Source organism: Wenyingzhuangia sp. IMCC45467, from assembly GCF_054111205.1.
Window position 1 is genome coordinate 1,434,305 of the sequence record NZ_CM134196.1, and the last position, 26,398, is coordinate 1,460,702.

General features: G+C 30.1%; 13 protein-coding genes. 1 reads left to right on the plus strand and 12 read right to left on the minus strand.

Going from position 1 to position 26,398, the window contains the following annotated elements; genetic code table 11:
• Window positions 1–24 precede the first annotated feature (24 nt).
• Window positions 25–699, minus strand: a complete 675-nt coding sequence (locus ACXGQT_RS06170; protein WP_457830526.1) for an SGNH/GDSL hydrolase family protein — start codon at window positions 697–699, stop codon at window positions 25–27.
• Window positions 700–921: 222 nt separating this feature from the next.
• On the opposite strand from ACXGQT_RS06170, the gene ACXGQT_RS06175 reads away from it, so the two are divergent.
• Window positions 922–5,235 carry a hybrid sensor histidine kinase/response regulator transcription factor gene (locus tag ACXGQT_RS06175; RefSeq protein WP_457830527.1) on the plus strand — a complete coding sequence of 1,438 codons (4,314 nt, stop codon included), beginning with the start codon at window positions 922–924 and terminating at the stop codon, window positions 5,233–5,235.
• 51 nt (window positions 5,236–5,286) lie between these two features.
• On the opposite strand, the gene ACXGQT_RS06180 is transcribed toward ACXGQT_RS06175, so the two are convergent.
• The 11 genes from ACXGQT_RS06180 to ACXGQT_RS06230 all read right to left on the minus strand — a co-directional run bounded on the left by ACXGQT_RS06180 (window position 5,287) and on the right by ACXGQT_RS06230 (window position 26,389).
• Entirely contained in the window at window positions 5,287–7,728 is a 2,442-nt protein-coding gene (locus ACXGQT_RS06180) for a glycoside hydrolase family 31 protein (protein WP_457830528.1), read from the minus strand.
• Window positions 7,729–7,861: 133 nt separating this feature from the next.
• The gene (locus ACXGQT_RS06185; RefSeq protein ID WP_457830529.1) at window positions 7,862–8,536 is read right to left on the minus strand and encodes a DUF4998 domain-containing protein; all 675 of its coding nucleotides are present in this window, start codon (window positions 8,534–8,536) and stop codon (window positions 7,862–7,864) included.
• Between the two features lie 23 nt (window positions 8,537–8,559).
• The gene (locus ACXGQT_RS06190) at window positions 8,560–9,753 is read right to left on the minus strand and encodes a DUF5000 domain-containing lipoprotein (protein WP_457830530.1); all 1,194 of its coding nucleotides are present in this window, start codon (window positions 9,751–9,753) and stop codon (window positions 8,560–8,562) included.
• Window positions 9,754–9,778: 25 nt separating this feature from the next.
• Window positions 9,779–11,659 (minus strand): RagB/SusD family nutrient uptake outer membrane protein, encoded by a 1,881-nt coding sequence (locus ACXGQT_RS06195; protein WP_457830531.1) that lies wholly within the window; start codon window positions 11,657–11,659, stop codon window positions 9,779–9,781.
• A 33-nt stretch (window positions 11,660–11,692) separates the two neighbouring features.
• Entirely contained in the window at window positions 11,693–14,827 is a 3,135-nt protein-coding gene (locus ACXGQT_RS06200) for a SusC/RagA family TonB-linked outer membrane protein (RefSeq protein ID WP_457830532.1), read from the minus strand.
• Window positions 14,828–15,199: 372 nt separating this feature from the next.
• Window positions 15,200–16,570: a right-handed parallel beta-helix repeat-containing protein gene (locus tag ACXGQT_RS06205; protein WP_457830533.1), complete on the minus strand. Its 1,371-nt coding sequence runs from the start codon at window positions 16,568–16,570 to the stop codon at window positions 15,200–15,202.
• A 123-nt stretch (window positions 16,571–16,693) separates the two neighbouring features.
• Window positions 16,694–18,430, minus strand: a complete 1,737-nt coding sequence (locus tag ACXGQT_RS06210) for a RagB/SusD family nutrient uptake outer membrane protein (protein WP_457830534.1) — start codon at window positions 18,428–18,430, stop codon at window positions 16,694–16,696.
• A gap of 29 nt (window positions 18,431–18,459) precedes the next feature.
• The gene (locus ACXGQT_RS06215) at window positions 18,460–21,612 is read right to left on the minus strand and encodes a SusC/RagA family TonB-linked outer membrane protein (RefSeq protein ID WP_457830535.1); all 3,153 of its coding nucleotides are present in this window, start codon (window positions 21,610–21,612) and stop codon (window positions 18,460–18,462) included.
• Window positions 21,613–21,632: 20 nt separating this feature from the next.
• Window positions 21,633–23,084 (minus strand): fasciclin domain-containing protein, encoded by a 1,452-nt coding sequence (locus tag ACXGQT_RS06220; protein ID WP_457830536.1) that lies wholly within the window; start codon window positions 23,082–23,084, stop codon window positions 21,633–21,635.
• A gap of 74 nt (window positions 23,085–23,158) precedes the next feature.
• Window positions 23,159–24,859 (minus strand): fasciclin domain-containing protein, encoded by a 1,701-nt coding sequence (locus tag ACXGQT_RS06225; protein WP_457830537.1) that lies wholly within the window; start codon window positions 24,857–24,859, stop codon window positions 23,159–23,161.
• 12 nt (window positions 24,860–24,871) lie between these two features.
• A complete protein-coding gene (locus tag ACXGQT_RS06230) occupies window positions 24,872–26,389 on the minus strand; it encodes a RagB/SusD family nutrient uptake outer membrane protein (protein ID WP_457830538.1) in 1,518 nt (505 codons plus the stop codon).
• Between the last annotated feature and the right edge of the window lie 9 nt (window positions 26,390–26,398).

The window sequence follows — 26,398 nt, forward strand, 5'->3', positions numbered from 1 at the left end:
AGCCTTTTTTGTAAAATATTTTATTTACTTATTTATATATGAGGATATTTGATTGTTAATTTGCTCCATTCCTTTTACAGAAGGGTGGCCTGATTTTTTATCAATATCTTTTAACTCAATACAATCTATCTGATAATACTCACAAATGGTTTTTACAGATTCGTTGATTTCTTCTTTTAATTCAGAATTCAACATAAAATAAACCTCAACATTTGGATATCTATTTTTAATGTAATTTAACATATAAGCCATTGCTGGACGAAAGTTATACAAATCATCTTTACTCCAATGCTTGTATTGATACTTTCCTATTGGAGCTCCAGACCAAGCATCGTTTGTAGCACCAAAAATTAAAATCATGTCAGGAGATCCTAAATTCTTCATTCTAGTAATAAAAGAACAAAAAGTATAGTCTTCTTTTCTATATCCTGTATTACAAATAGTTGATCCTGAGAATGAATTGTTAATTTCTAGCTTATAATTATTTTCTTTTACAAACTTATGCCACCAAGTTTGATTAACCTCTACAACATCTGTATTATTGATTGGAGTTTCAAAGTACCAAATTCTATTATCATTAGGTGCTACATATCCATCAAAAGTAGAGTAAGAATCTCCTAAAATAGAAACGGATTTTAAGCTTTGCGAAAAACAGAAATTCCCTATAAAAAAAGCTAATAACAATATTTTTTTATTCATGATAATTGTGATATTTATTTGATTTTATTTTTTAAAAATACTTATTTAAATCAATAAAAAACACCTCTTTGATTAGCTATTTTTATATCAACATCTATTGATTAAAATTATCATCTGCCCTAATGTTATTTATAGTTTTTTTACATAAATTAACAACACTTTACACAAACAACTACAAAAACCTTTTTTTACTACCAACTAAATAAAAAACAAGCCGTTATTATGACAAAAAAATACTTTTTTTTATTTTTTTTAATACACCTTATATCAAGTGCCCAAAACATTCACATTGAACAATTAAATATCAAAAATGGCCTTCCTGACAATTCTGTAAGAGATATTATTCAAGACAAACAAGGCTATTTATGGTTTGGAACTTTAAATGGTCTTAGCAGGTTTAATGGTAAAAGTTTTAAAAACTACAACTCTATTCCTGGTGATACTACAAGTTTAGCTAGTAGTAGAATGGTAAAAATAGTTGAAGATAAAAAAGGATTTATTTGGTGTTGGGCAGACGATTTAAACTTACAAAGAGTAAACCCAATTACCAATGAAGTTATTAACTTAAACAAACATATTTTAAAAAAACAATTCCCTATAACAGGTTTTAAAATTGTTAACAATGGAGATATTTGGGCATGGGGAAATAATGGATGCGCAAGAATTGTATATATAAATGATACAGGAAGTATAAATGCCGAAATATTTAATATTAAAAATGGACTTACAAACAACAATGTAACCAATGTTTTTGAAGATTTTAACAAAAACATATGGATTACAACAGAGAAAGGACTTGTTAAAATGAACTTCTCTAACAACCAAAAAACAATAAACACTTATTACGAAAACATTCATTTTACTAGTTTAAACATATATAAAAACAATATTTGGCTAGGTACAGAATCAAGTGGAGTTTTTAAATATAATATGGCCAATAATAAATTTGTTCCGTGTACTAAAATTAATAACGATTTAAAAAACATACACCTTTTATCTATAAATCAATTTAACGACAATACTTTACTTATAGGAACTCAAAACTTTCTCTTAGATATTAATTTAAAAACTCATGAAAATTTTCGTGTACACCATTCAGGTTTTAACGGAATATCTAGATTTTATAATGATTCTTTTAATAATACTTGGTTTACAGCCCAAAAAAGAGGGGTTTTTAAATACAACATTGATGCTAAAAAAGTAGAATATTTTGATTTAAATGCAGAAGAAAGAATCTTTTTAGGAGATTCTGACAAACAAAAAATACTTGAAGACAGTAGTAAAAACCTTTGGATAGGAATTCATGGAGGTGGTTTATTTTTATATGATAGAACTAAAAATAGTTTTGTTAATTATAAATCTAATGAAGAAAAAATAGGTAGTATTTCTTCTAATATTGTCTTAGATATTTTTGAAGATACCTCTAAAAACTTATGGATAGGAACCATGTATGGAGGAATTAACAAAATTAATCTATTCAAAGAAAATTTTATTTGGCATTATCCTATTTATCGTCCTGAAAACATTTATGAAAATGAAATTCGTAGTTCTGTAGAAGACAAAAATAATACGGTATGGTTAGGAAGTAAAGGTGGAAAAATATTTTGTTATAAAAACAATGCTTTACAATGTACTTTTCCTGATGATCTATCTAAAGAAAATAAATTAAAATTTAAAGACATAAACGTTTATAGTTTATATATAGATCATCAAGATAATCTATGGGTAGGAACTAAAGGTAAAGGTTTGTTTATTATTAAAGATATTGTAAATACTCCTCCAAAGGATTTAGAAATTCTATTATTTAGTTCTAAAAAATCAAAAGCGCTAAACATTGTGTATGCAATCACTCAAGACAAATACAAAAACTATTGGATTGGTTCTCATGGATATGGGTTGGCACAAATATCTACCCCTTTTAACAATCCTAAAATAACCACGTACAATCAAAAAAACACTAACAACCAAATACTAAGTGATTATATACGTTGTTTATTTTTTGATGATCAAAATAACTTATGGATTGGTTCTTCAGAAGGATTAAATATGCTTACCAAGTATCAACTAAACAGTTCTACTAAAAAGTTTATATCTATAAAAAACATAAAAAAAGACATTCATTCTTTAAGTTATAACTCCATAGACCACATATTTCAATCCTCTAATAAAAACATGTATATATCTACTATGGGAGGTGGAATTAACATACTGACCTACAAAAATCTAAAAAACAAAAACTTTAAGTTTAAGCATTTAGATATTTCAAACGGTCTAACTTCAAATAAAATTTTTGCTATGCAAGAAGACTCAGATCATAATATATGGATTAGTTCTAGCTTAGGTTTAAACAAATACTACCCAAAAACAGATAAATTTGAGGCCTTTTTTGTAGAAGAATATGGTTTAAATTATTTTACAGAAGGTTGCGTATCAAAATTATCTAATGGTGATTTTTTATTTGGTCATCATAAAGGTTTTTTAACCTTTAATCCTAAAAGTATTACAAAAGACACCACATCTTACCCTTTGGTTTTATCTAAATTATTTATCAATGGAAACGAACAATTACCTCGAAAATCTAAGGTTATTCATAAAAATATTGAATACGAAAATGGAGTTAATTTAAGCTATACACAAAACACTCTTCGTTTTGATTTTGCTGTATTAGACTATAAAAATCCTGACAAAATTCAATACTCTTACAAATTAGATCATTACGATAAAGACTGGAGTACTCCCTTAACCACAAACACTGCTATTTATCAAAATTTACCTCATGGCAATTATACTTTTTTGTTAAAAGCAACCAATAGCGATGGTATTGAGCTCCCTAAAACACTTAGGTTTAACGTAAATATTACCCCTCCCTTTTTTAAGTCCTATTTAGGATATTTTTTAATGTTTATGTTTTTTAGCATTCTACTTTTCACTTTTTTATATCTCTATAAAAGACAAATATCTGCCAAAAATGAAATTGTATTTTCTGATAAATTAAACGAAAAAAAATTGGTTTATTACACCAATATTTCACACGAATTTAAAACTCCATTAACCTTAATATCTTGTCACTTACAAGATATTATGGAAGATGAAAATGTATCAGAATCTACCAGAACAAGCACTTCTAAAATTCAAAAAAGCACTTCTTATTTATTAAATCTTGTAGAACAAATACTTGATTTTAGAAAAATTAGAGAAGAAAAAATGAAACTACATTTAATGAACATTAACATTGTTGATTTTATTAAAAACATACATACTCAATTTACTCCCTTAGCTTATAAAGAGAATATTAATTTAATTTTTAACTATTCCGAAGAAAACATTGTTGGTTATATAGATGTAAAAATGTTAAAAAAAATTATTTACAACTTACTTTCTAATGCCATAAAATTTACTCCTGCAGACAAAACAATAAAAATTTCCGTAAAACTTATTCAAAGCAACCAATTCATTAAAATAAAAATTAAAGATCAAGGAAAAGGAATTACTCCTGAAGATCAACAACATTTATTTCAAAGATTTGGAAAAAGCGAAAATAGCTCTGGAATAGGACTGTTCTATGTTAAAGAGCTTATAAACTGTCACAAAGGAACTATTAAAGTAGATAGTGTTGTTGGACAAGGAACTTCTTTTATTATTACGTTACCTATTGAAAAAAGCTATTATTCTGATGAAGAAATTGAAGTAGAAGATATACATATTAATGAAAATAATGATTACGAACCTAAAACAAAAACTATAAGTAATAAAGATAACAACACAACTAAAAACAATACTTACTCCTTATTAATTGTAGACGATAATGATGAAATGAGAGAATATTTAAGTACTAAATTTAGTGAATTATTTAATGTATTTACTGCTAAAAACGGAAAGGTTGGAGTAGAAATAGCCACCAAAGAAATTCCTGATATTATTGTTTGTGATCTTATGATGCCCTTGGTTGATGGAATTGAAACTGTTAAATTATTAAGAGAAAACTTTAATACTTGTCACATTCCTATTATTCTTTTAACAGCAAATTCATCAGAATATCAAAAAATAGAAGGAATTAAAATTGGAGCCGATGATTATATAACAAAGCCTTTTAATTTTAAATATCTACAATTAAAAATTGATGCACTTATCAATCAACGAAATAAAATTATTCAGAGTTTTAGTAAAAACCCAGAACTGTCTATGGATATTTTAACCAATAGTGATGATGACAAAAAATTTATAGAACAAGTAAAACAAATTGTTGAAAAAAATATTGGAGAATCGGACTTTAGTATCAACTTAATTTTAAGTGAAATAGGCTTAAGTAGAACTGTTTTTTACAAAAAAATGAAAGAAGTTACAGGAGAAACGCCACATGAGTTTATTAGCACTATACAAATGAAAAAAGCTGCTTTAATGCTACAAAACACCAATTACACCATCTCTGAAATTAGTATGATTTGTGGTTTTAATGATGCCAATTATTTCACAAAAATATTTAAAAAATACTTTGGACAAACTCCAAAATCATATCAGCTAGAACACAAATCATAAAAAAATGGCTTTATGAAAGAATCCATAAAGCCATTTTACCTTAACCAATTACTAACCAAACTTTATTATAATACTATCTTTATTTTTTATCTTTTTAGATATTGTTAAAACTCCATTATCATAAACAATTCCATCAGTACCCACGTTAAATTCTTTTGTATTGATGCTAACTGACAACGGATTTTCTTTTAAGTGAAATCTTAAAAAATATGTAGTCTCTGTCTTATTTTTATACGACCCTTTTGGAGCCAATATTTTAAAACCAATTTCATTTTTAGATACTGTAGATATAAAATCTGTAATACTATAATTACCTTTTTTATAATCTAAGGTTTTTCCGTCATCATTATACAAACTAAATTTGTTTGATTTATTAGCATATATATCTAAAGTCAATGCAGTAATTTCTTTTTCGCCTATATAATTTAAGGGTTCTTGTGTGGGAATAATAGCTCCTTCCTTTATAAAAATGGGTAATTTATCTATTGGACACAAAACATTATAATGCTTTTTTCCTTCATAAACTTTCCCTGTCCAATAATCTGTCCACATTCCTTTTGGTAAATAAACAATACGTGTTTTTGCTCCTTTTTGGGTTACAGGACAAATCATTAAACTTTCTCCTAACATATATTGATCTGTAATATTATATACATTTTCATCATGCTGATTAGACAAAACCAACGCTCTCATTAAAGGCGTTCCTTTTTTATACATTTCGTAAGAATAACTATATAAATAAGGAATTAATGCATAACGCATTTTATCGTATTTTGTGAATATTTTTTGTGCTTCATCTCCATACCCCCAAGGTTCCTTATAATTAGGATGATCCATTCCAAATAAATGAGCAATAGGACTTAACATTCCAAACTGACACCAACGAATATAAAGTTCAGGATCTGCAACATGTTCAAACCCTCCCATGCAATGAGACCAATTTCCAACCCCAGAAAGTCCTATATTTAACCCTGCTTTAATTACTGGTTCAAAATACTGCCATTCGCTTGGCCAATCTCCAGCAAAAATATATGGATAACGCTGTATACCTGCATAACCTTCACGTGTCTGATTCATTCCTCTTATTCCATTGTATTCTTGAAATTTTTCATAAGGAGCTTTGGCATACGCAATAGGAAAAATATTATGTAATGCTTTAATATTATCGCCTGTAGGACCAACTTTATTACTTTCATTAGCTTTTCTTCCAAAAGCACTTCCTTCATCAGTTTTTAAAAACATTGCTCCTTGATCTGCTATTCTTTTTACTCCATTTTTCCACCACCAGTTAACAGATTTTTCATCAAAAAAATTAACAAATTCTCCTAAGTTATTTTCTTCAGGATATACAAATCCTTTTTCTCTGGCCTCGTTTAATAACTTTAATTTTTTACCATTATCAAATCTTGGCCTTAAATGAAGTCCTACCATGTTTACATTTAAATCATATAAATCTTTAAACATTTTTTCTGGATTCTTAAATGTTTCTCTCCACTCAAAAGTAGTTGCTCCTTTTCCTCCACTTTTTCCAAAAATTCTCCAAGTGGAATCTAAATGCAAAACATCTAAAGGAATTTGTAACTCTCTAAATTTTTTAACAAGATTTACCACATAATCTGTAGAAGTATTTTTTTCATGTCCCCAAGTTCCTCCGCTATAAGTTCCTACTTGCAAGCCTAATGCAAACTTTGGTAATAATGGAGACTTTCCTGTAACAGTAGTATAGCTATCTATAATATCTTTAAACGAAGGCCCATAAATAAAATAGTAATCTAATTCTCCTCCTTGTGCTTTAAAACTGTAAGTATTTGTATTGCTAGATCCCATATCCCACGTTGTAGGATATGAATTATGAAAAAACACTCCATAACCGCTTGTACTCATAAAAAATGGTATTGGACTATAATTGGCTTCCAAAACATTATAAGCCCCTACTTCATGTGGTCTCCCTATTCCTCTACCCACATTTAACTCAACTTTTTTACCTCTTCTATCTAAAAAATCCATACGTTCTCCAAAGCCAAAAAAATGTTCATCGGATTGTAATTGTTTGGTAACACCTATAGTATTTTCGTTATAAAATGCCCCTAAAGTAGTAGCTAAGTTTGTACTTGTTTCCGATGACAATATTTTTCCTTTTTTATCAAAAATTTGAATACGAAAAGGCTCTTTATTTATTTGAATATTTAAAGTACTTGTTATTATACTTAACTCTTTTTTTGTTTCGTTAATTTGATAACCAACCCTTTTCCAGTCATATTTAGCAACCATCCATGGCTCATTTTTTTCAAATATATGATTCCAACTTGTCCGTATTCTTATAATATTAGAGGTGCAAAACTCTAGTTTTACCGTAGCGTTGTCTGTTTTTAACAAAACCTCATTACCCTTTTGAGATACTAGCTTATTAAAATTTCCTATTGATTTTTGAGCATGAGAAATCCTTATAATTAATAAGAAAAAACATGAAAAAATTAAAGAATTATATTTCATAATTTTATGTTTCGTCGTTTATTTTTAAATAAAATATTCGTTATTTATTATAATATAATTTTGAGTTTGGTAGCTATAGTTAGCCATTATACCAAACTCAAAAATTATATATTTCTTAGTTTATAAATCTCTATTATATACTAGTCCACTCAGTATTAAAAGTATCAATACATGTTTCTTCAGGTAAATAAATGGTAGAAAACTCTCCTCCAGATTTATAATTATCAATAACTATTGTTTTCTCATTGGCAAGTAATACAACCACTTCTTCTGTATCTGATGTGTTTATGTATCGTATTCTTGTTTCAACAGCTCCGTTTGATATATCTGCATCACCAAACTTTAGTGTTAATGCTCCAGAACTTGTATCAATCGTATTTTCTTCTAAGGTTCTATTAGAAATTAACTTTTGATAATTATCACCATATGATGTTCCGAAAACTTCCATAGGAACGGATATATTTCCTTTATTATCATAAGTTTTTACCACAAAAGAATACGAATTTTCGGGAAGACTATTGATGAATATATCCATCATTTTATTTGTTTCTGTTACAGCAACAGAAATTGAATCTGTGTAAAAGTTCCAAAAAACACGTGCTTCTTTTACTGATGGGTCTCCTGGAGTTAAAACCGTTATTTTAACTCTATTTTTTCCAGCATATGATACTGGTTCTAATACTTTTCCTGGATAATTTTTGTTTGAAAATTCTTTTACGAAATCTTCATAAACTTCAGTTTGATCTTGACAGGAAAACATCGATAAGATCAACACAACCATGAATATATTTTTTATTTTATTTTTCATTTTTCTAATGTTTTAATTTGCTTTTATTCATCAACTTTACCAAAAAAGGTCATTTCACTAATAATTACAAAAGCTCCGTTTCCATAGGTTTCATAGAATTTTAAACGATAATACCTATAACCATCAGGCACTGTTATAAATTCATAATCAAGTCCTGCTTGTGCATAATCAATATCTTCTTGTGTACGTTGTTTGTGAGGCAAACCTGATGGTTTATAAGGTCTACCAAATCTATCTATCAAAGTCCAACTATCCCAAGAACCATCTGGGTTAGGATTATTAGATCCATAAATTTCCCAGTCTGTTGGTAAATTTCCATCAGTATATTCTTCGTTTCCACGTTGCCACATTTTTAATCTACTTAATATGTATTTTTCACCAAAATCTAAAGAAATCCATTTTGGCATTGGATCTTGATTTTGATCAGAAGCCCAGAAATTACTATTAGAATTTATAACACCATCCCAAATGTGCGTAATAGGATTTTTAGATCTTAGCGATCTAGAATCACTAGGTAACCTTAAATCTGCAAAATCATTTTTAGGAATTTCAATTTCAAATAAAGGAGTTAATGTTGCTTTTATTACATCTGTAGTATTTCCACATGGATCATTTACAGTAAGTGCAAAATTGGTTTCTTCAGCATCAAACCCTCTAAGCACCCATCTTCCTGTACTTAATTTAGTATAGTATTTATCGTAGGCCACATATTCTTTTGCTGTCCCTATAGTATCAACCATTACTTCTAAAATAATATTAGCTTCATCAGGATTATCAAACAACACTTCAATCCCTCCAAACACAGCATTCATTTTTATGGTTTCTGCTACAGTAAAAATGGATGGTTTTGAGGGGTTAAAACTTTTTTCTACAAACTCTGACTCTTGAGAATTCCTTCCTACACTATATAGTTTTACATTGTGAGCATCTGTATCTCCATAACACTCTAATGTTATTTTATTATTATACTTAGATGACTTTGCTTCTCTAACAACTCCTTTAGGAGCTTCATAAACTGCTTTTACATAAAGAAAATTTTCTTCATTTGGAATATCATAAGTAACAACACCACCTCCTGGAGTTGGTGTAATACTTATATTGTTAATAATACTAGGTGCACTACCTGCTGTACTAATTAAATCCTCTCGTCCTTCTTCTTGACAACCTATGGCTATTAACAAAACAAAAAGGTATATATATTTTAAATTGTTTTTCATGATTTATCTTTTTATGATTCTACGTTTACCAACCTAAATTTTGAACAAGATTTCTATTACGAATTATATAGCTATCTTTAATTGGTAAAAAATAATCTTTAATACCAAACTGTTGTGTAAACACAACTCTTGGCTTACTATAAAGTTCTGCTGTTTCTTGTCCTAAGTTCCATGTTAAAACATCACTATTCATTTCAACCGGTGCCGTTTTCCATCTACGTAAGTCCCAAAAACGTTTTCCTTCAAAAGCCAATTCTATTCCTCTTTCTTGATGGATAATAGCTCTTAAACCTTCTTTTGTTTGTGGCTTACCTGGATTTGTAGAAAAATTACTCCATGCATCATCAACTCCATCTAAACCTGCTCTTTCTCTAACTTTATCTATATATGTTTTTACTTCGGACAAAGCTCCATCAGCTTCATTTAACGTTTCTGCATACATTAAATACAAATCTGCCAAACGTATAACAGGCCAAGGATATGCATTTACAGAATAGGTTGTTGCTGGAGTTTGTACGTTTTCATAATGCACTAATTTTTTAATATAGCTCCCGGTAGCATTACTGTTGTTTTGTTGGGTAAGTTTAGTACGGATATAAAACAGATCTCCTTCATCGTATTTTCTTTGTCCATACCAAATACCACCATCAAAACCTATGTTGGCATAAAACCTATTTTCTCTATCGTAATTATAGTTGGCTGTTTCATAGTTAGTATGAATATTTGGATAATCATTTACTGTGGCTACTTTTGTATTATATCTACCCGAATAATCCCATGAGTTATCTTCTTCAATAGGAACTCCATTTTTTGTGTAATACAAATCTGTAATTTTTATAGGAGCACCTAGTTCATGTCTTATTTGTGAATTTTCTGTATTTGTTTCATCTACAAAAGGAGTTGCAAAACGTTGTAAACTACTTACCATACTTTGTGTATTTCCCCAAATAATCTCTGTATTCCATTTTTCTGTAATAGCAGTTCTTAATGTTAACTGAGTAAGTGTAGCTTCTGAAAGTGGTTTCCCTATTGTATTTTGATACTCGTGTAGTTGATACCCTAAACTTTCACACAAATCAATTGCATCTTTACAAGCATTGGCTGCTGTTAACCAACGTTGATCATCATATGTCTGATTAAATAATTGCGTACCATCTTTATTTACCAAGGCTGCAAAATCACTATTTCCGTTAAAAAGTGGACTTGCATAAAATGTTAAAACTCTTGCCTTTAAAGACATAGCTATAGGTTTGGTAATTCTACCTAAGGCACTAATTGGATCTGTTATTTCTTGTGGTAAATTTGTAATAGATTCATCTAGAAGATTGGTTACAAAATTAAAACAATCATCTACTGGTTGACGTGACACACGTACCTCGTCTATAGAAGCATCAATAGGTAAGCTATTATTTACAAGAGGAATAGGTCCGTAATGTTTAATTAAATAAAAATGATAATAGGCTTTTAAAAACTTTACTTCTGCAATCCATTCTCTTTTTTCTAATTCATCCATATCTGGAACAGATTCTATATTCTCTAAAAAAATATTACAGTCTCTAATAGCTTTGTACATATTGTCCCAAATTTCATTACCTATTGGATCTATTTTGGTTTGTCCTCCTTTAGCGGTATCAAAAATTCTATGTTCAAAGTTTTTTGATGCTCCTGGAGCAGAATTAAAAGCCCATATTTCATCACCTCCAACCAATCCAAAATTACTTGCAGGATCTGAGTGATTTGGCATATATGAGTAACATGTAAAAAGATATCTTTCTGCATTTACTCTTAAACTAAACGCATCGTCTATAGTTGCTAGGTTGTCTGGCACTACATCTAAATAGCTATCGCAAGACCAAAATAAGCTGACTACGACAACTATTAAACTCCATATTTTATTTCGTATCATTATGTTCATTTTTTTGTTAGTTAGCATACCTTTTTAATTAAAACTAATATTCATTCCTACATTGATTGTTCTTTGTACCGGGTAACCTAAACCATTACCTCCCATTTCTACATCCCACTTTTTAAACTTGCTAAACGTTAATAAATTCGATGCATTTAAATACAATCTAAAGGTTGACATTCCTAATATTTCTTTTAGCTTTTTTGGCATATTATACCCTACTTCAACTTGTTTTAACCTTAAAAAAGAGCCATCTCTCATAAACCAAGTACTTTGTTGTGTATTGTTTTCATTTAATTGTGTATCTAACCTTGGCCAAAATGCATGTAAGTCTCTATTTCCTTCAGACCAATAACTATCTGCTACCACTTGTAAAACCTGATTTTCACCTCCATTATTTGGCACAAATGGAGAAATAGCTGTTGGGTCTATCCAAAAAGATTCATTTGCCAAACCTTGAAAAAAGGCAGACACATCAAAGCTTTTATATCCTAAAGAAAAACCAAAACCATATACAATTTCAGGAAGCGTTGGGTTACCAATAGCCACTTTATCAGCTTCGGTAATTTCACCATCATTATTAATATCTGTATATTTTATATCTCCACCTCCTACTGCAGTACCTCCAAAATTTTGAGTTGGAGAATTTAAAGCTTCTTCATCATCAACAAACAAACGTTCTGCTATATATCCATAATTTTGATGGATAGAATTTCCTACTCTATAACGCCAATACTCATCGTATTCTGGTTCTTCATATACTTTAATTTCACTTGTTGCATAAGTAAAATTAGCACGAGCAGATAACCAAGTACCATTAGACCAACTATGACTAAAGTCTGCTGATATATCAACACCATTGGTAAAAGACTCCCCTAAGTTTGCCTTAATAGATGTTTGTAACCCCATGGTACTTGGAATAGCTTCCCTTTCCATTAAAATATTAGTACGTCTTTCTCTAAAATAATCTGCTTGTACTGTTAACTTATTAAACAATCCTAACTCAATTGCCATATTAGATTTATGGGCAATCTCCCAAGTAATATCTGGATTAGGATAACGACTTATTTTAACTCCATTTTTACTATAACCATTGTCTCTACCAAAAGTAGCAGACCTATCACCATTATTTAAATCTACCTCTGACAAGTAAAAAAATCTATCCGATGAAGATCCAATACCATCATTTCCTACAAGACCGTATGAACCTCTTAATCGTAAGTTGTTCACTACATCTTTAAATGGTTTCCAAAAATTTTCGTTTGATATAGTCCAAGCAGCACCTGCTGATGGGAAGAAACCAAAACGTTGAGATTGATGAAATCTTTCAGATCCATTATATCCAAAGTTAAACTCTGCAAAATAACGATTGTCATATCCATAAGTAGCTCTACCCGAAATTCCTAAATTCCTAGATGGAAGAGAGGTTTGAAGACTACTAAAATCACTTGTTAAACTCTCTTGTAAACGATACACCAACAATCCACTAATATTGTGTACATCATTAAACTTTTTATTATAAACCAATTGACTTTGTAGCAAAAAGGTAGAACTTACTGTTTTTCCTCCTCCTTGAGGTTCTCCAAGAGTTTCTGTTCCTGTATCAGGGTTTAATTGCGTTAACGAATAAGTATTATCAAAACGATTATAATTACTAGCCTCGTAATAAAATGGATTATATGATCTACTAACATCAAAATATGAGTTACGATTTGTGTTCACCATTGTAGTAAATTTTAAACCATCAATTATACTAGACAGGTCTTGATTCACTTCAAACTGAGCCAACATTCTAGATCTTGAATAATTTTTATAACCTCTAACCATTTCAGCATATGGGTTTAAATAATTTCCATCACCGTAATTCCCAAATAAAATGTGATTTACAAACTTATGATCCTCATCAACAGGATAATATGCAGGAAATAAAACGGGGTTAGACCTAACAGCCATTTTATATACATCAGACCCTCCGTTTAATGGTCCTGTATAATCATCAAACACTCCGTTTAACCTAACTACTAACTCTGTTGATGGAGAAACATCAATATTTACATTAGATCTTAACGTATAGGTGTTTAATTTTATATTACTATTAAAATTATTACGCTTATGTGTTTTTAAAATACCATTATCTGTATTATATGATCCTGCTACATAATACCTTGCTACTTTCCCCCCTCCACTCACATTTAAATTCATACGTCTATTATTGGTATGGTCTTTAAATAGTAATTCATTCCAATTATTGGTTGGATAGATATATTTATTAGTTCCATTAATAGTATTTTCTATTTTTTGAGGGGAATAAAGTATTTGCCCCAAAGGATCTCTTGTAACAACAGCCTCATTATGCATTTTCATAAAGGTAATAGGGTCTGCAAATTCAACACTTCTTGTAGGTGAAGATGTTGAATTTTCAATACGCAAAGATATTTTTGCAGGTCCTTCTTCTCCTTGTTTTGTTTGTACTAAAATAACTCCATTAGCTCCACGTGCTCCGTATAACGAAGTTGCCGTTGCATCTTTTAAAACCGAAAAACTTGCAATATTATCTTTTTGTAAACGTGCCAAATCTGTAGTTGTTAATTCAACACCATCAATTAATATCAGTGGACTTCTATTAGCTTGTGTACCAAAAGTAGCCACTCCACGCACAAAAAAATCAGCATTATCTTCTCCTGGTTCACCACTTCTTTGATAAGCTATAACTCCTGCTACTTGCCCTGCCAGTGCAGTTGTTAAATTACTGGTTGATACTTTTTGTAAATCTTTAACATTTACTGTAGAAACAGCCCCAATCATATCTTCTTTCTTTTGTTTTCCAAAAGCGACCAATACTACTTCTTTTAAAGACTCTGTATCATTTTGCATTACAATATTAATGACCGATTGTCCTGCAATATCTACTTCTTGTTTTACCATTCCAACAAACGATATGGTCAAAGTTTTTGCATCATTAGGCACAAGAAACTCATATTTCCCATCAAAATCAGTAGTTGTTCCTATAGCTGTTTTATTTACCGTTATTGTTACCCCTGGCAAGGGCATTCCCTCTTTGTCTGTTATAGTTCCTTTTATACTAGACTTACTTTGCGCATTGATTGGCAAAGTAGATAATACTACTATTAACAAAAAGTAGTATTTTAAATTCTGTTTTAGTTTCATGCCTTATTTATTTAGTTTTAGTTTTTTAATTTTTATGACTTGTACTTTTTTAAAGACTCAGGCATGCTGTCTTTATTTATATACTTCTTAATTGTCATAAAATCTTTAGAATTGTTTTTCATATTAGCTGTTTTAAGATTGATATTTTAAATAATTAATAGAATCCAAATTAACAGCTATCTCTACTTACCCATAAAGAATATTGTACTGATAAACCAAGAAAAACATACTTATCCCTAATAAAAACACCGTGTAAATAAATATTTAACACAAAAACATTAAAAAAATTAAACATATTTTAATTTCGATAAAAAACATAAAAAAAGGATTAGAGAAAATCCCTAATCCTTTTAAAAAAGTATTTTGTTTTGTTTAATCTTCCGACTCAAAACATCCTAAATCAGGGGCTACCCCAAAGAAAGAAAAACCTATATCCAAACCTGCATTTATAAATTTACTTTTAGGACTTAGTCTAAAACTGTTGATATTGGGTAAACTCCCATCTACTTGCCTTTTAGCTGTTAACAAAGATTCATCAATACTTATAAAATCAGATGAAGTTACTTTTATATTCATGTCAAAATAATTATTCTTTAAAGTACATTTTAACTTATCAATAGAAGTTAATTCTCCATGATCTCCCTCAGCCCCTAAATTATTAATCATCACATGGTTCCAACCAGGAACATCGGTTGCATAATCTTCTGGTGTTAATGCTTTACAGTTTAACATACTATAATTTCTTTTGTTTCTATACGCTGTATTGTTGTACCAATAATTTCCTTCTAAATGGTGATTAGCATAAAAACCACTTTGTTTATTTCCTACAGCCAAACAGAACTGAATGGTGTTTTTAGGAATAGGTACAAATTGATCCATAATGCTTTTAAAAGATCTTCCTCCTTTTCCATATCCTCCTGCTTTGAAACCATTTCCATCAGCACGACTCACAAAATTATTAGGCTCCATTAAACTATTTGGAGATTTAGAATAGCCATTATAAAATGCCCAACAATGATCTATTAAAACAGGCTCTGCATTATTAATTAAATCAAAACCATCATCGCTGTTTAACCAAGCTCTACAGCCTCTAAATACATTGTTAACACTTCCTTTAGGTACATGACAACCAAAACCATCTGTATTACCTCCTTTACCCCCTTCGGATACGGAGTCCCAATTTTCATAAGCATCGCAGTTTAATATTAGATTATTAGAACCTCTTAAAATATAAACCCCAATAGCCATATTATGGTGCATTTTAATATTTTCTAAGATTGTATTATTACCTCCTTGAATTTTAAAACATTCTGATTGTGTATGTCTTTTAATAGTAACTTGTACTCCTGTTATTTGAATACCTTTGATATGAATATTATCTCCGGTTATATAAAAAGCTGTAATCCTTTTATTTAATGGCTTTACATTGGTAAAATCAAAAACTGGAACTTCATTAGCATATGCATGGTAAGCTATACCCGATTTATACAATTCTGTTACATGAGCGTAATTTCTTCTAAATTTAGCTATTTGATTTTCTCTCATTTGATAAATCCCTCCCATAATATAAACTGTATCTCCTGCACTTGCCAATTCTTGTGCTCTTTCAATAGACTCTATAGGTTTTGAAAAAGAACCATCATTGATATCATCTCCATTAGGAGCTACATACAAATTTGTTGCAAAAGACATTAAACTAGCAAACACAAAAAAAACAAATATTAAATACTTTTTATAAATCATGATATTTTAAGGTTAAAATATAAACTACTATATGAGACTAAATATTATTTAATAAAAAAGATAGGTTTTTAAAAAGTAAACTTTTTAAAAACCTATCAAATTAAAAACTATATAAATTAATTATTATTCTTCCCATGTAAATGGTAAATACCAGTTATCTGGGTTTAATAATTTAGAATAAACAGTACCAGCATTTGGATTTCCTTCTTTTAATAATTTTTGATAAACTTTATCAGCTAAAAAACTTGGATCATTACGTCTTAAAGCAATACGCAAAATATCTTCCCAACGGTTCCCTTCATAAGCCAATTCTAAAGCAGACTCTTTAATAAGATTATTTTCTATAGAAATTAAAGGATCACCAACAACTGGAGCGCTTTGAACATATGCTCTACGACGAATACCGTCATTCCTATGCCAATCTGCTCTATAGTATGGAAAATCTCCTTGTCTTGCATCAAAGTCATAAGGGAATGGTAAATCCGTTTTTTCTTCATCTGTAACATCTACAGCTCCTGTTGAGTATGCTGATTGAATTCCATTATTCAACAATGCATTAGCTAACTTATGATGCCCTTCTCTATTGGCAGCCTCTGCAAAACGTAAATGTAATTTTCCTGCACGATATAAAAACCAATCACCATCTGTCTGAAAAATATCTATAGGCAATTGATCTTCATTTAAATAGTTATACAAATATTTCATAATTACAGGCTGATCATTGATCATATTGTAAGTGAATTTTTTCCCTCTAGCATCATAACTAAACCCATTTTCTTGTGTTTGCTCATCCCAATAATCCATAGCTGCTTGAGATGGCTTAACTAAATAACTACCTGTAGGCGAAAAGATATCAATAAATGGATTTTTTGGAGCAAAAGTTGCATCAAAAGGTAAAGACCATATCCATTCTGTATTCCATAATTCATCTTTTTCTCTTGAAAACATAGAACGCCAACCATCATCATTAGTATTTATTAAAGAATTAATGTCTTGCTCTCTATATCTTAAATACCCTACAGCCAAAGTAACCTGATTTGGGAAATTAGCTCTAATTCTGTAAATGTTATATCTATCATCAATATCTGCAGCTCCATCAGCAGTTGACATAACAACTTTATAATGTGATGCTGCATCATTATAGTTTCCTTTCCATAAATGTAAATCTCCTAATAAGCATTCTTTATTAACAAAAAACTTTGTTGTATTGTAACCATCAACATCTATAATTAAACTACTGCTTGTACTGTATGGATCTGTATAAGGTAATCCTTCAGTAAATATTATTAATGCATCTAATAAATCATTAAAAGATAACTTAGCATCTTCTTTAATGTTCTTAATATCATTTATATTTTCAACTGGTTCTGTTAAATAAGGTACACTTCCATAATGGATTCCTAATTGCAAGTACACCCAACTACGTAAAGCACCAATGTCAGAATAACGTTCATTATATTCTCCCACCGACATCGTCTTTTTACTCAACATAATTTTAAAATTTTTAAGAGCATCATTACATAAGTTTATAAGCTCATAAAATTCTTTAGGACTAGCGTATGGGTTATTATCGCTAACGGAATGCTCACTTAATTCTTCTAAAAACTTATTTGCATTTTCTGTTGGACTCGCCAAATCTGCTCTAAGTTCATTTAATAATATGTGTTTTTCTGCAAGTTGCATAAACTTACCATATATCCCCACAACCACAGCATCTGCATCATATATGTTATTATATACTTGCTCACTGTTTAACTTATCTTGTGGTTCTATATTAAAGGAGTCATCGCAAGAACTTAAACTGAAAAGAGTAGCAGCCAAGGCTCCTATGATATATTTTCTTCTAGTATTTTTAATCATTGTTTTCATTTTGTATAATTTAAAAATCATTATAGTCCTATACGTAATCCTAATTGGACTGTTCTAAATTGAGGCATTAAACCAACATCAGTACCTTGACCATAAATAGACGAAGTAGCGCTAAACTCTGGATCAAACCCTAAATAATCTGTGATTGTAAATAAATTATTAGCACTTGCATAAAGTTTTAAATATCTAATAAGACTAGTCTTTACATTAAAGTCATAAGAAACGGCAACTGTTTTAAGTCTTAAATACGAACCATCTTCAATCCATCTACTAGAAAACTGTGAGTTCCCCATAGGATCACCCCAAGTTGCTTTTGGAATAGATGTTTGTTGCCCTTCAGCTACCCATCTGTTTTGAACAGCAAGACTCTGGTTTTCGTAACCACTCATTTTTTCTAAATTATAACGAACACTATTATAGATATCATTTCCTAAAGAAAAGTTTAACAATCCTGATACGGTAATTCTCTTATACGTGAAGTTTGCACTAATACTTCCTGTTAAATCTGGATTTGGATTACCAATTACTCTACGATCATTATCGTCTATAATATTATCTCCATTTAAATCTTCAAAAATAACATCTCCACCTCCAAAAGGAATTAATGCACCTTGACTATCTCTTTTAAATAATCCAGCTGCAGAAGCTTCAGCTGTAGAGCTATATACTCCATTTGCTTTTAAACCATAAAACAAGTTAGCATCTTGACCCTCTGCTGTAATATATGTTGCTCCACCAAATTCATTAAAAATACTACTATTATTAGGAAGGCTTAATACTTCATTTTTGTATCTAGATAAATTTAATCCTAAATCAAATTTCATATCTTTTGATTGAATTAATCTTGTATTTAATCCTAAATCGTATCCATTTGTTTTCATACTACCTCCATTAGCTACAATGTAGTCTAAACCAGTAATTGTATTGATTGATTGATATGTAATCATGTCTGTAGTTTGATTTTCATAAAAGTCCAATGATGCATTAAACCTTTCATTAAACAAAGACACATCAACACCAATATTAAACTTACGAACTTGTTCCCACTTTAAATTTGGATTTCCAATATTGTCTTGAACCAAACCTTGAACACCTAATAAATTTTGAGAAACATATAATTCTTGAGCTGTATAATTTCCAATATCATCATTTCCGCTTAAACCATAGCTTGAACGTATTTTTAATAAATCAATTGCACTAAAATCTTTCATAAAATCCTCAGATGAAACTAACCAACCAGCTCCTATAGACCCTAAAAGGGAAGTACTATTGTTGTTACCAAAACGGCTAGATTTATCAATAGAAGAACTTAAAGAAAAGTAATATTTATTAGACATGTTGTAATTAAATACACCATAACCATTATACCACTTCCATTCTCCTATACCACCTCCAATAACTCTTAATGAGTTATCACCTGCTCCAATAGTGGTAAAATCATCAGTAGCTGAATTATACCCTAACCCTAAATCATTTTCTGATTTATTAACCTGAGTTCTAAAACCTGCACGGATATGAATATTATTAACATTATCAAATGTTTCTTTATAATCTAAAAATGCATCTGTAAAAGTTGACTTATATTCTTGAACCTCACTACCACTTCTATTAGTTCCAATAGCTGTTGGTAAAATTATGTTGGCTGTACCAAAATCAGGAACAAAGAATTTTTCTCTTTCTTTACTATAAGTCATTCCCAATAAAACATTAGCACTAAATGAATCAGTAATTTGATACTTAGCATTTAAGTTTCCAAAAAAACGATAGTTTTTATTAAATGCATATCCATATTTATTAATAGCATTTGGATTACCTCCATCAAAAATATCTGTATCTGTTAAATTTGGTGATTCTTTACCAAATTCATCATATTCATAAATTCCTATTAACGGAGATTTTGTCAATGCTAAATACATTGGGTTTAATTTATAGGCTTGTCCTTGGTGCCCTTGAGTTTCTTCATTGTAAGCAAATGAAATATTTGATAAAACACTTAATTTATCAGTCAAACGAAGATCTGCATTTAGTCTAGTATTATATCTACTTAAAGCAGATTCTTGTACTACTCCTTCATTTTTTAAATAACCAACTGTTAATCCATATTTTGCAATATTATCTCCACCTCTAATCTTTAAAAAATAACTAGAGTTTTGTGTAGAGTTAAAAACTTGATTTTGCCAATTTGTATTATTATGGTATCTATAATAGGACAACGATTGAGGGTCATCATTCATCCATGGTAAATTTGAAATAGATTGTTGACTATCTCCTCTGCTAGCAACTAGCTGAGACATGTAAGTTCTATATGCATTAGATTCCATTACAGGTAATTCAGACGGAGCTTGATTTATTCCTCCTTGCATAACAAAATCAATTTTTGTTGTTAATTCTGATGCTCTAGTAGTTGTAATAAGAATAACACCGTTAGCTCCTTTAGTACCATATAATGATGATCCATCTTTAATTACAGTAACATCTTCTATATCTTTTACATCTATCATTGTTAATGCTGAAGATGTGTTATTTTGAATAATACCAGATCCGTAATCATCATCTTCATAAATCATTCCATCAACAATAATTAATGGTTTATTAGTAGCATATAATGAGTTAAAACCTCTAATAGTTAAGTAAGAACCTGCACCTGGAACTCCAGAGTTACCAACACTGTTCAAACCAGCAACTCTACCTTGAATAAAGTTACCTACTGATTGATTAGAAGCTATCCCCCATTGATCTTTTTCAAAATCAACCACAGATGCTGACTGCATGTTTTCATACTGTAAAATATTTTTACTTGGTGTATTGGCTACTTGAAAGTTTTGAGAATAGTTCTCTTCATAAAGAATAATTTCAACACCTTCTTTTCTTGAGTTTATAGGATAAACTTTTGTTTGATATCCTTCTCCATTAACAGTTAACAAACTGTTTAAATGAGGTACTTTAATTACAAAAGTTCCACCTTCTTCTGTTATAGTTGCAGAATAATTTTCTACCGCTATATTTATACCTGCTATTCCTTGACCAGTTGCAGCATCTTTCACAATACCACTTATTGTATTTTTAGCTTGTGAATTAACAGTATTTGAGTCTGCTTGTGCATAAACCTCACTATTTATTCCTAAGAATAACAGTGCGCATGCAAGACTTGTTAGTTTAAATATTTTGAGCATAATAGTTAGTTTATAAGACATTATTTAATTACTGGAACTAATTTTAGATAATCCAACGTCAAAGTATTATTACCATTTGTTCCTGTGTTTGCAGATATTAATGATACGTTAACTGATCCACTTGTGGCAGATATTAGTTCAAAAGTACCCACTTCTACTTCATCGTACACATTAGGAGCTACATCAGCATATGGTACATCTACAAAATCCCCTTGTATGGATAACTCACCTTGATCATCAACCTCTAAATTACCTCCAATTCTTAACTTCTGTTGGAATGTGTTTGTTTGAATATCATTAATCGCTCTCCAATAAACTTTATACTCAGTTGTATGTAAATCATTAGCAGTATAAACAATAGTCAACTCAGGAATACCGTGATTTTGAATCATAAAATCAATAAAAGGTTCTCCAATTAAATCTTCTTTTTCTCTAGTAAATATACTTTCATTAGAAGGACGAGGGAATATAGTATTATAAAATTCACCCTCAACTTTTATAGGACGTAAACGTGTTGTTAAAGGAATATCTATAGCACTCATTACATGTACTACACCATTACTTAAATTTATTGTTTCTGATATATTTGCTATATTAATAGGTACTTCTACTTCAAATTGAGAAGTTAAGATAGTTGGAAGTTTCTCTTTTGCAACTGCTTTATAAAAAGCTAAATCTCTAACATTAAAATAACTTGCATAAATCGCTGTAGAATCTGCAGTTCCTTTTGTTTGATATGGTTCTAATTTAGCAACCTCTGCATCAAAAGCAGCATCTTCCAATAAAAAGAAAGTATATTTATTTCTCTCATTATTTAAGTTAAATACATTTTTTAAATATGAATTACTTAATGAATCAGAATAAATACCTGTAAGAGGTGCAATATTAGCAATACTATCTCTAGATTTAGCTATACTGTCAGGTCTATGGTATATGTTAAATTCATCTAAACTTAATAAGTAATCAGCCATTTTATTACTTCCTTTTAAACTCTTTATGTATTGCCATATATTTTTTCTAGGAATAATAGCCTTATCAATTACATGCAACAATCCATTAGATGCATATTGATCTGCTTTTAAAACACCAGAATCATTTATAACGGTTCCGTTTTCTAAGAAATCAAAATACTTGTTAGATAACATTTGAACGTTTACAGTATCCATTTCACTAACAGTAGAAAAAGCCGTTAATGCAATATGATTTTGAACAAACAATGTTTTACTCTCCATGTCTGAAAGTAAACTAGGATCTACTTGATTAATAGCTTCATTTGTTGGTGCCCAAACAGTATATGTTTTAGAACTAGATAAAGTTTTATCCATTCCTGTTTCTTTCAACAATTTACTAAATTCACTTGTTTCAGACGTCTTACTTATACGTTCAGTAAGATTTTCTGATAAGTTTTGATCTTTTATTTCGCTTCTATCATCCCATGGGTCTGAACAGGAAACGACTGTTAGAATGGCCATACCCGCAAATATGGCCTTTGAAAATTTGTTTATTGATATCATCCTTAGTAGAATAAGTTAATTTATTAGTTTTTTTATTGATAGATTAGTCCATCTCCCCCAGACTCAAACTTAGGATATAATTGATCCATGTCAATTGGTCTAAACTCAACTACATCAAACCAACTATTTCCTCCTGATCCTGTCAACGCTTCAAATCTTATTTTGTGTCTTCCTGTTGTCTCCACTGTAATAATCCCCAATAATCTACAGTTAAACTCTGATCTGTGTGGAGAAATATGACGTTTATAACCTTGAGACTCTAATACTCTTTCTGCTTCAGAAGTATTACCATATTCGGTCATATTTAACGTTCTTGCTAATGGTATATCATTGTAATACATTCTTACAGAACTTGGAGCTCTACCATTAGTACGATATGACACCCAAACTTTATATTGTCCTTTAATAATTACAGGAGTAGTAAGTTCTAGATTATTAATATATCCTGTTCTTAATCTTAAAACATCAAGTAAATCTCCATGCCAACCCGCAGCATTTTTATCTCCTATTCCTGGTGCACTATAAGAAACTGAAGGACTTCCTTCCCAAGTTATATCTGCTAATTCAGCATCTGACAAAGATGCAGAATTACCTGGTTTTCTAAATACTGCACTTAATTTTCTAAACTCTGGCTGATCACCTAAGTCAAAGTAAACAGGAGCAGGTAATCTTTTCTTTATAAAGAAATTTTCCTCAACATTATGAATCACCCCATTCGAAGTAGTAACATCGCTTAAAGATCTTTTAATCGCAACTCCTTTTTCTAATACACCGTTAAAGGTTTCTTCATTTAATAAAATCGTATCTAAAGCCAATTTTACACCTATAACTTCTAATGGAGCTTTTGTTAATACAGCTTGGCTTACAGCTAAATCTGCCATATAATTTAAACCAGGTACAATTCTATAAGCAACAAATAAGTTAAGACTATCTGTTGGATTAGTTGGGTCATTTAAATGACTATACTTGTTCTTTAAATCAGCATAACTATTGATACCATCCTTTGCAAAAACATCATTTGTTTGTGCTAAAACTGTTAGGTGTCCTGTATAAGTAACTTCTACTTCATCATCAACAATAATTTCGTTACGAACAAGGGGTTGGTTTAATTCATCATACCAATTTGTTGCATGTATTGCCTCTGCTAAAATTGAAAGATTTGGATCACTATCAATAGCCTCTGCTAATGTTTTTACAGCTACAATTAGCACTTTATCAATAACATGAATAATTCCATTACCTACTTCAAAATTTGAAATAACAATTTTAGCATTCTTGTTAACAACAATGCTAGACCCTTCAGAATCATTTACTGCACCTGTAATTAAATACTGACCTTGTAAAGTTGGACTTGCAATTTTTCCATCTGTAAACTCAGGAGTTGTAATTTTTTCCTCTAATACATGTAGCTTAGCAAGTTCTTGTAAATCTGTTAAAGGTACTTGATCTAACGAAGCATATCCATTGTCTGTTAAATAGTTATCTATTGCAGTGTTTGTTGGTAAAAACAACGTATAAGTACCATAGGTATTCATAAAAGTAGAATATCCTGTTTTATCTAAAATCTCAAGAAAAGATGAATATTCTGGTGTATTTCTTAAATACTCAGTAATATTTGGTGTTTCATCTGTTGTTTCCTTGTATTGTTCTGGCTCACATCCAATTAAAATTGTAACTGAACATATTGTCAAAAACATCAACCTAAGTATAGGTAATTTAATAATATTTTTCATGACTTTTAGTTTTTATTTATAATAAGGATTTTGCTCAAGAGCTTTGTTATTAAACAATTCTGTTTCGTTTATAGGCATGTAATGACTATTAGGATCTTGAAGCTTGGCTGTAATAATTTGCTGTTGATTTGCTGGTGCAGACTTTAATGCAATAGCTATAATAATGTCTTTGTATGCATAATTGTCTTTACGTGCATTTCTTAAGATATCAAACCAACGTTTTCCTTCAAAAGCAAATTCTCTAGCTCTTTCGGCCAAAATATATTCTCTAATACCTATTTTATCACTAGGAGACACTACTTGTTCTGTTAAATCTATAGCTTGTCTAGAATAACGAATATCTTCAATAATATCTATAGCTTCTTGACCTCTATCTAATTCATTTAAAGCTTCTGCTTTCATTAAAAGTAAATCAGCATATCTATACACAAACCAATGTGTATCTGATTCTTGTGCTCCTTTACGTCGTATATTTGCACTTGTAATTCCAGTAAACTTATAAATTTCATTAGTACCTGGTATTAGAGATGCCCTCGGTCCTCTTACATCTATATTTGTAGCATCGTTAAAATCCAATCCAAATACATCTTCTAAAACACTAGCTTCAGCAATAAAATTTGGATTGTTAGAAAACATTTGGTAAAACGGAGAAAGAATCTGAACATCATATTGCAATTCAAAAATACTTTCAACAGAATTACCTCTTGAAAACACAGTATTAAACCAGTCTAAAGTTCTAGAATCAAGTAACTCATAATTTTCATTAGAATTTATTACTTTATCTGCAGCTATCAAAGCTTCATCATAATTTTCTTGCCATAAATACACATCTGTTAACATGGTATTAATAGTGTTTTTTGTTATTCTTCCTTTGTTTGAAGCATTATCCTCATAATCTTCAACAGCTTTTCCTTCTGCTTCAACTAAATCAGCTACTACTTGCTTAAATATATCCTCTTGTTTGGTTACTGGAATTTGGAAATTATCTCCATCTGATAATGTAGCTGTTAACACTAAAGGAACATCTCTAAAAATACGGGCTAAAGAAAAATACATGTATGATCTTATAGCTAATACTTCTGAAATATAATTATCTAGCTGCTCTTGTGTAAAAGTGGGATCTTTTTCCAGTACACCTGGTCCAAATGCTAATACTTCATTACAATAGTTGATAATTTCATAAAACATGTCCCATCTTGCAAGACTATTTGAAGGAAGAATATTTGTCGTTAACATATCTAACTGGTCTCTTGTTGTAAAAGCCAGATCTACCATACCTCCTCTAATTTCACCATGAACAAACATTTGTTCTGCTATTGTGGCACTACCTAATAGTTGGCTGGAATTTTTTGGAGAATTTAACATCGCTGTATAGACTCCAAAAACAGCAGCCCTTACATCTTCTTTTGTTTGCCAAAACTCATCTCTAATAGTTCCGTCTTCTGGTTTTAAATCTAAATACGCATCACATGATGTTAGATTTAAAGATGCTATGATAATAGCACATATATATATTATTTTTTTTCGCATGATCTAATA

Bases quoted from the DNA above. Each gene is read 5' to 3' on its own strand.
- ACXGQT_RS06170 (WP_457830526.1), bottom strand. From the start codon at position 699: ATGAATAAAAAAATATTGTTATTAGCTTTTTTTATAGGGAATTTCTGT.
- ACXGQT_RS06175 (WP_457830527.1), top strand. From the start codon at position 922: ATGACAAAAAAATACTTTTTTTTATTTTTTTTAATACACCTTATATCA.
- ACXGQT_RS06180 (WP_457830528.1), bottom strand. From the start codon at position 7,728: ATGAAATATAATTCTTTAATTTTTTCATGTTTTTTCTTATTAATTATA.
- ACXGQT_RS06185 (WP_457830529.1), bottom strand. From the start codon at position 8,536: ATGAAAAATAAAATAAAAAATATATTCATGGTTGTGTTGATCTTATCG.
- ACXGQT_RS06190 (WP_457830530.1), bottom strand. From the start codon at position 9,753: ATGAAAAACAATTTAAAATATATATACCTTTTTGTTTTGTTAATAGCC.
- ACXGQT_RS06195 (WP_457830531.1), bottom strand. From the start codon at position 11,659: ATGATACGAAATAAAATATGGAGTTTAATAGTTGTCGTAGTCAGCTTA.
- ACXGQT_RS06200 (WP_457830532.1), bottom strand. From the start codon at position 14,827: ATGAAACTAAAACAGAATTTAAAATACTACTTTTTGTTAATAGTAGTA.
- ACXGQT_RS06205 (WP_457830533.1), bottom strand. From the start codon at position 16,570: ATGATTTATAAAAAGTATTTAATATTTGTTTTTTTTGTGTTTGCTAGT.
- ACXGQT_RS06210 (WP_457830534.1), bottom strand. From the start codon at position 18,430: ATGATTAAAAATACTAGAAGAAAATATATCATAGGAGCCTTGGCTGCT.
- ACXGQT_RS06215 (WP_457830535.1), bottom strand. From the start codon at position 21,612: ATGCTCAAAATATTTAAACTAACAAGTCTTGCATGCGCACTGTTATTC.
- ACXGQT_RS06220 (WP_457830536.1), bottom strand. From the start codon at position 23,084: ATGGCCATTCTAACAGTCGTTTCCTGTTCAGACCCATGGGATGATAGA.
- ACXGQT_RS06225 (WP_457830537.1), bottom strand. From the start codon at position 24,859: ATGAAAAATATTATTAAATTACCTATACTTAGGTTGATGTTTTTGACA.
- ACXGQT_RS06230 (WP_457830538.1), bottom strand. From the start codon at position 26,389: ATGCGAAAAAAAATAATATATATATGTGCTATTATCATAGCATCTTTA.